General features: G+C 50.3%; 8 protein-coding genes. 1 reads left to right on the plus strand and 7 read right to left on the minus strand.

The features are described 5' to 3' along the window. Positions 1-157 precede the first annotated feature (157 nt). Positions 158-754 carry a DEAD/DEAH box helicase gene (locus CPT76_RS11730; protein WP_105443042.1) on the minus strand — a complete coding sequence of 199 codons (597 nt, stop codon included), beginning with the start codon at positions 752-754 and terminating at the stop codon, positions 158-160. A gap of 186 nt (positions 755-940) precedes the next feature. On the opposite strand from CPT76_RS11730, the gene CPT76_RS11735 reads away from it, so the two are divergent. Beyond that, on the plus strand, positions 941-1369 hold the full coding sequence (locus tag CPT76_RS11735; protein WP_089547203.1) for an EamA family transporter: 429 nt from the start codon (positions 941-943) through the stop codon (positions 1367-1369). A gap of 5 nt (positions 1370-1374) precedes the next feature. On the opposite strand, the gene CPT76_RS11740 is transcribed toward CPT76_RS11735, so the two are convergent. The 6 genes from CPT76_RS11740 to CPT76_RS11760 all read right to left on the minus strand — a co-directional run bounded on the left by CPT76_RS11740 (position 1375) and on the right by CPT76_RS11760 (position 6523). Continuing rightward, a complete protein-coding gene (locus CPT76_RS11740; RefSeq protein ID WP_105443043.1) occupies positions 1375-2694 on the minus strand; it encodes a VTT domain-containing protein in 1320 nt (439 codons plus the stop codon). A 326-nt stretch (positions 2695-3020) separates the two neighbouring features. After that, positions 3021-3665: a TVP38/TMEM64 family protein gene (locus tag CPT76_RS11745; protein WP_181152808.1), complete on the minus strand. Its 645-nt coding sequence runs from the start codon at positions 3663-3665 to the stop codon at positions 3021-3023. Between the two features lie 15 nt (positions 3666-3680). Continuing rightward, a complete protein-coding gene (locus CPT76_RS11750) occupies positions 3681-4559 on the minus strand; it encodes an MGDG synthase family glycosyltransferase (protein WP_105443045.1) in 879 nt (292 codons plus the stop codon). A gap of 194 nt (positions 4560-4753) precedes the next feature. Continuing rightward, the gene (locus CPT76_RS37300) at positions 4754-4930 is read right to left on the minus strand and encodes a hypothetical protein (protein ID WP_181152809.1); all 177 of its coding nucleotides are present in this window, start codon (positions 4928-4930) and stop codon (positions 4754-4756) included. A 47-nt stretch (positions 4931-4977) separates the two neighbouring features. Next, a complete protein-coding gene (locus tag CPT76_RS11755; RefSeq protein ID WP_181152810.1) occupies positions 4978-5778 on the minus strand; it encodes an alkaline phosphatase family protein in 801 nt (266 codons plus the stop codon). Positions 5779-5899: 121 nt separating this feature from the next. After that, complete coding sequence (locus tag CPT76_RS11760) at positions 5900-6523, minus strand: undecaprenyl-diphosphatase (RefSeq protein WP_258168324.1); 624 nt, start codon at positions 6521-6523, stop codon at positions 5900-5902. Positions 6524-6683 lie beyond the last annotated feature (160 nt).

Below are 6683 nucleotides of genomic sequence, written 5' to 3' on the forward strand. Positions count from 1 at the left end.
ATCAATCGGCCCGCATAGCTCGATATACCGCTGCCACTCGTTCGGGTTCACGTCATACGGCGGCGTTGCCGTCAGCGCAATTTTGGTTGGCCGCTCCAGCATGCCGCACAGCTGAACCGCGCTCCTCCACCAGGACACTCGTAAATGATGGGCTTCATCAAAAAATGACGGTGTGCAGTCCCAGCTTCTTCAGCTTTTCAATGATCTCCATCGCTGCTGAAGGCTGGTCCACCACGTCTTCCTTTTCCGCCTCATCCGTGTCTTCTGGAATCTCCTGCTCCTCCGGAGTCGATCCGCGTTCAGTCGCAGCATCTTCCGTATCATCGACCGCAGTTTTCAGCCCATGCTCACTTAGAACAGTAGACTGCTTGTCTCCCTGCTCCTCATCCTTTTTCCCGGCGGCGGTGAGAACAGTATGTAAGGCCTGATATGTTGTAATTGTGACCATGGCCGGATGATGAATGGAAGTCGACAACCAATCCGGGCGTATGTCAGTATCCAAAAATTGCTCCATGAAGCGGTTTGCCCACTGCTCCTTGATCGTCAAGGTCGGTGCCAAAATGATCGTCGGCCGGTTGATGCGCAGCATGACTTCCAGGCCCAGAACGGTTTTACCGGATCCGGGAGGCGCGACAAGATGCAGGTGCCGATTGCGCAAATGCTCGTCCAACCGGTCCAGTATCCGCTTTTGATAGGAACGCCACGGATAGCGAAATTTGATATGGTCAGGAAAAGCCTTGGACTGATTCTCCATGGCAGTTCACCTCTTTTCATCTATTTCCTTTCGTTCATATCCCTCTTTACGCAGAAAAACGTGCCACGGATTCGGGGAATGGATATTTTGTAAAATCATTCATGATTTGAGCCCGTGATGAACAATACTATAATAGGGAATCTTTGCCGCTGTTGAAAAGTCATTTATGAAAAAAGGGGGATGCTTATGGCTGCATGGCTTATTTACGCGCTGCTTTCTGCCGCAGCGGCTGCGCTGGTGTCCATTTTCGGAAAAATCGGTTTGCAAAACATCGATGCCAACGCCGCCACGGCGATTCGGGCCGTCATTATGGCCTTATTTCTGCTCGGCGTCATTGCCGTACAGGGAAAGTTCGGCCAGCTGGGAAGCATTTTGGCACAAAAAAAAGCACTCAGCTTCATCGTGCTCAGCGGAGTGGCAGGTGCAACGTCGTGGCTGTTCTATTTTTTGGCCCTCAAGTACGGCAAGGTGTCGCAGGTAGGGCCTATCGACAAGTTAAGCGTCGTGATCGCCGTCATTCTGGCCTTTCTGTTCCTCGGCGAAAAAATATCCTGGCTGAACTCGGCCGGCGTCGTGCTGATCGCAATCGGCGCACTTCTGGTCGCCGTGAAATAACCGGATTAGGCACCTTTATTGCTGTTATCGTGATCAGGGGTCGTGCCGAGTTCCGACTCCTTGAATTTGCGCATAATTTCCAGCAGCATCACATGCAGACTGACCCAGACACCGCCAAAAATGTATCCGGCAAACACATCGCTTGGGAACTGCACGTGAAAATAAACCCGGCTGATCCCGACGGCCAAACAGATCAGGATCACCGCCACAACGATGGGAATCCGGACGTAACGGAAGTGATAATGCCGCAGCAGTAAAAAGGCCGAAAAACCGCATACTGTCAGCGTAACTAACGTTTCCTCGCTCGGAAATGTATTGAACAGCTGCACGCCAGCTGCCACCGGGCCAGGACGATGGAACAACAGGCGAAGCACCCTGTCCAAGAGCTCTCCGCCGGCCACGACCCATACCAGGAACGACAAATCCAGCCCGCGGTCCCGGCTGTGGAGCACGATCCACAAACCTGTCAGGCATAGAACCGGTCCATACAAATCCAAAGTCCCGAACCTCTCAAATACGTGCATCCAGCCCGCCCACTCCGGACCGAACAGAACCGATACTAAATAGGAGGCAATTTGGTCGAATTGTCCGTACTCATGCGACAAAAAATCCTGAATGACGCCGAGCATTAACGAAAAAAACAATACAAACGCAGCAAATGAGGCCAGCAGCAATAGACGGACCTTTCCGAACGACTGAAAGTGCCGCACGCCGCTTGCCAGCAATTCCATCAATCGCTCGATCACTTGATGTTTATACTTGCGGTAGACATAAATGGCCGCTGTTACCAGTGCCGAACCGATCCCGAAAATAACCATATAACGATTGACTGTAGAGTGGTAGGCTTCCCATTTCGGGCCGAGCACTTTACCAAGCGAAATGAACAGGCCTACCCAGAAAAGCGCGCCGGTGTAGGCAAATAACGCATAACGCCGGAAGGGCATACGCGTTACGCCGCAAAAGTAACCGGTTATGTGACGGACCCCCGGTATAAAATAAGCGGCAAACAGAAGCTTGTCCCCGTAGCGCTCAAACCAGCCCGTAATTTGATCCATCCTTTCTTCGGTGAGATGGACCTTGCTGCCATGGCGCGAAATAAAAGGGCGTCCCAGCCGGTATCCGATCCAATAAGATAAAGTCACGCCGGTCAAGACGCCGGCTCCGGCCGACGCCATGCTCAGCAGCCAGCTCAGCTTCCCTTCATACACAAACAAACCGGTATAGCTCATCATCATTTCACCGGGAAGCGGCAGGGCAAGCATTTCCAGGCACAAAAATAGATATATCAATGCGTAACCATAGTGCTCCAGCAAATTCGTCAGCATTCGTACTTCCAGCTCCCTCTATACATAACCGCTATAACTTATTTTCGTATAACCTTTACTTCATCGGCTTTATAGTAGCCACCTTCTATATATTTCCCCTCCATTACACGCTTTTAACATGCGCCGAACCGGTTTCGAATAATACGCAGTATAAAATGGCCGTGCCTTCTTCTCAAATCCCAGTCTCCAAGCCGAAATAACCAACCCCAACGAGAAAATCCGCCGGGCTTGGTTGGAGTTGCCTGTCATCCTATGAAACGCTAAGCTATTTTGCATGGATCCCAATAAACGGCAACCGTTCCTTGGCTGCTCTCTCTTCGTCTACATTACTCCGCCGTCACTCTGCTTTTTCGGGACTTACCGGACGTACGCTTCTTTACATACCATGACAAACCGGCAAGGATCATGAAGACCATGCAGCCGATCACTGCCCAGAGCAGTGAACCTTTCCGTACGCCGGCGTACAGTGCGCTCATAGCCACAGTATGCGGAAACACACCGATCGCCGTCGTCAGCATGTAACGAAATAGGTTAACCCTTAATAGCCCGGCTGCATAGTTGACGGCATGATAGGGGATGAAGGGAACGAACCGTGTGATCAGAAGGCCTTTAAATTCACTGGCTCTCAGCCAATCCTCCATTTTGGCAAGATACGGTTCAACCCGCGTACCTGCAAAATAGGATGAGAAGGACCAGGCAAGCCAATATCCCCCAAAAGCTCCCATGATCCCCGAAGTCCACAAGCAGAGACCTCCCCAATATGGCCCGTAGATTTCCAGAACCATCACGGCGGTGATTTCGCCTGGCAGCGGGAGCATATTTAGCAGGGTTTGAAACAGAAACACAGCGACGAAGCCAAAGAAACGATAGTGGCGTATCCACGCGACAATAGAATCCGCATCCCCTGTCTGCAGCATATAAACTATATATATTGCCACAGCGGTCAGGAGCAGCATTCCGAACCATTTCATCCTATGCTTCATCGTTTATGGACGAAGCATCAGCTCATAATCATGGTTTGCATCTTGATAGTTCTGCAGCGTCTTCAAAATATCGTTCACGATCAGCTCGCCTGCCGCTCCTTTATGAAATTCAGCCATTTCCCCGCGGATCCGATCGGCTATCGTCGGTGCCCCGAGAAAATCCCGAAGCTGCTCCGCAAGCTGGCGAACATTGGATGAAATCTGGGCCATGCCGTTGGTTTTAAAATAGCGGGCGTTTTCCCTCTCCTGACCGCCATACGGATTCAGAATAAAAATCGGCAGCTTCAGAATGACGGCTTCGGACAAAGTTATGCCTCCGGCCTTCGTTACGATGCAGGAGGAAGCGGCCATCAGATCATGAATGTTTTTGACGTATCCAACAATATTCACCTGCGGCTGACCCGAAAACAGCGTCGTCAATTTCTCATAGGCTTGCTGTTTGCGTCCGCATACGACTGTGATTTCGCAAACTTCCTGGTCAACCAGCAGATGAATGAGCTCGACGAGCTGCTGGAACACCGTAAATGTGCCTGCCATGATCAAAATACGTTTCCCCTTGGCCGTTCCTTGTGCACCACGGTGCAGCGGGGCTTCGGCAGCTGCTGTATAGAATTGGGGCCTCACAGGGATACCCGTAACGCTGATTTTCTCCGCTACGGCGTCATAGTTTTGGACCATTTGGTTCTTAATCTCGTTAGTAGCCACGTAATACCCGAACGTATCCGGATGAATCCAGCGGGAATGCAGGGCATAATCGGTAATGACAGTAAACGTACGCGCGGCTTGAACGCATTCTCGCTCCGAAACGACGCCGAAAGGAAATGTATTGATGATCGCATCGGGCCGGAAACGGCTGATGGTCTCCAGCATTTTGCCTTTCACGAGTGGTTGACCTGCTGCGCATGAAAATAGTGCAATAACGCCGAAGATACCTGAAGATGGCCTTCTCCAAAGCCGGCTGTCAAAATCAAAATACGCGGGCGACGGTTAGACATGCTTGTTCCTCCCTTTGGTCTCATCGGATTGCCAGGCGACACAAGTCGATGCCTGATCCGGTCAGGATGATCTGCCAAGAGTTAACCGTAGTTACGCTGATATGAAAAATCCTTGCCGGGAATGACCAATATATGGTCCAAAATAAACTGCTGCTCTTTCTCGGAAAGGCCGGACCGTTGAATCATATGGCGAATACGTGTTTCCAAGTCATGCATGGACTGCAAAAACAAATCCATATCCTGAAGCTTCTCATACATGCCTCTCACTCCCCATCTATATTCAAATTCCATGGCTTCAATTTCATTTAGGACGGTTTCCACAGATTCCGGATCGGTTCGCTGCCCGACGTACGGCCAAGATGTGACAAATCGTACAGGTCTTCCAGTGTCCGCAGGACATTTAAATGGGTGATCTTCTGATCGAATACGGCTTGACGAACATGATCCCCCACGATGATGGTCGGGATATGATTCCGGCTGCCGTAGTCGTCTTCGTCCCAGGTTAAAATCAGCATACTGTTGTGGCTTTTCGCCCATTCGACATAAGGGCCCATGTTCTGTTTAAGCCACTTGTCTGCCGCTTGGATCGTTCCGTCATGCATATCGTGATCCAGGTTAGGGATCACAAAGGAAACGGTCGGAAGCTGGTTGTAATCAGCCGGGAAATCTGTGAATCTCCGGTTTGCCGATTTCGGTACGTTGGTAAAGTTCACCCAAGGACTATGCTTTCTTCCGTACTGTTTGTTGGTGCACACGGTCGATCCGACAGAAGGCAAACCTTCTGAGTATCCGGCAAAAGTAAGCTTGTGTTTGAACAGCTCGCTTGCCAGATTGGGCGCGGTAAACGTATGTCCGCAGGAATCATTGTGAACGCCTTGGTCGGACCCGGAAAACAGGATTAAATAATTCGGCTGGCTTGGATGCGCATTGGCATACGATTCCGTGAAATACGCCCCTTGCTTAGCCAGGCTGTTCATATAGGATGCCGCCCGATTCCCGATGATGTTTTGGCGGGAATGATTCTCCTCCACGACGATGACGACATGATCGGGAACCTTTCCCGTTTTTTCTCCTTGCGAAATTTTTGGACTGACGGAATTCTTCAACGGAGTTTCAACAACGTTTCGACCCGCCTCCGCTTGCCCGGTTCCCATAGGCCCGGTACAAGAACACAAAATAATGAGGAGAACAAACAGTATTGTAAATTTACGCATATGCATTAACATTTCACTTCCCTGCGGGCAGTTGATCTTCTTTGTTCACGGGCCGGGGCAAAATCTTCGATTCGTATTTTTCATACCATCCGAGACCTGCTTTAAACAATCGGGATGCGAACGTGAAGCGTGCTGCAAGATGGTGCACCCCTACTGAAACTATGATACCGATCAACGCCCCACCTAATACGTCGAACGGATAATGTACACCCGTCCATACTCTGGAGAACGCAATGCATGCAGCCAAGATCAGCCAGATGACCCCTTCTCTTCGGCGATATATGACGAATATCGCGGCAATGGCAAATGCTCCAATGGAGTGATCACTTGGAAATGATGCATTGGCAGGATGGGGGATCAACTGGAGCACCGAATGGGTGACAAACGGACGGTTCCGGTAAAACAGGTGACCGAGCACTCCGCTGATTCCAAGCCCGATGACAGTGGAGACGACGGACTCAACCACCATTCTCCGGTTGCTCTCCTTACGGGTGAACCAATAAACCAGCAGTCCGGCAAAAAACAAATAAAATGCTAGTTCCGCCAGTATACGCATAACAGGATTAAGGGAGGAAACGGATCTTCCCCACTCGTTAATAACATGAAATAGTTGATAATCGATTTGACCCATACTCATTCTCATACTCCTTCTGCTTGTTCTGATCTGTTAACGATCGGTAAAGATCAGCTTAACGCAGGAATATGAAAATTTAATGAGAACCAACCCATCAATGGCATTGGCTTTAGGAGGATACCGCCGGGAACGACAAGGTTACGCGTGTTCCTTCGTCTTCGAC

It is taken from the genome of Paenibacillus sp. AR247 (assembly GCF_002968895.1).
Lineage (GTDB): Bacteria > Bacillota > Bacilli > Paenibacillales > Paenibacillaceae > Paenibacillus_AQ > Paenibacillus_AQ favisporus.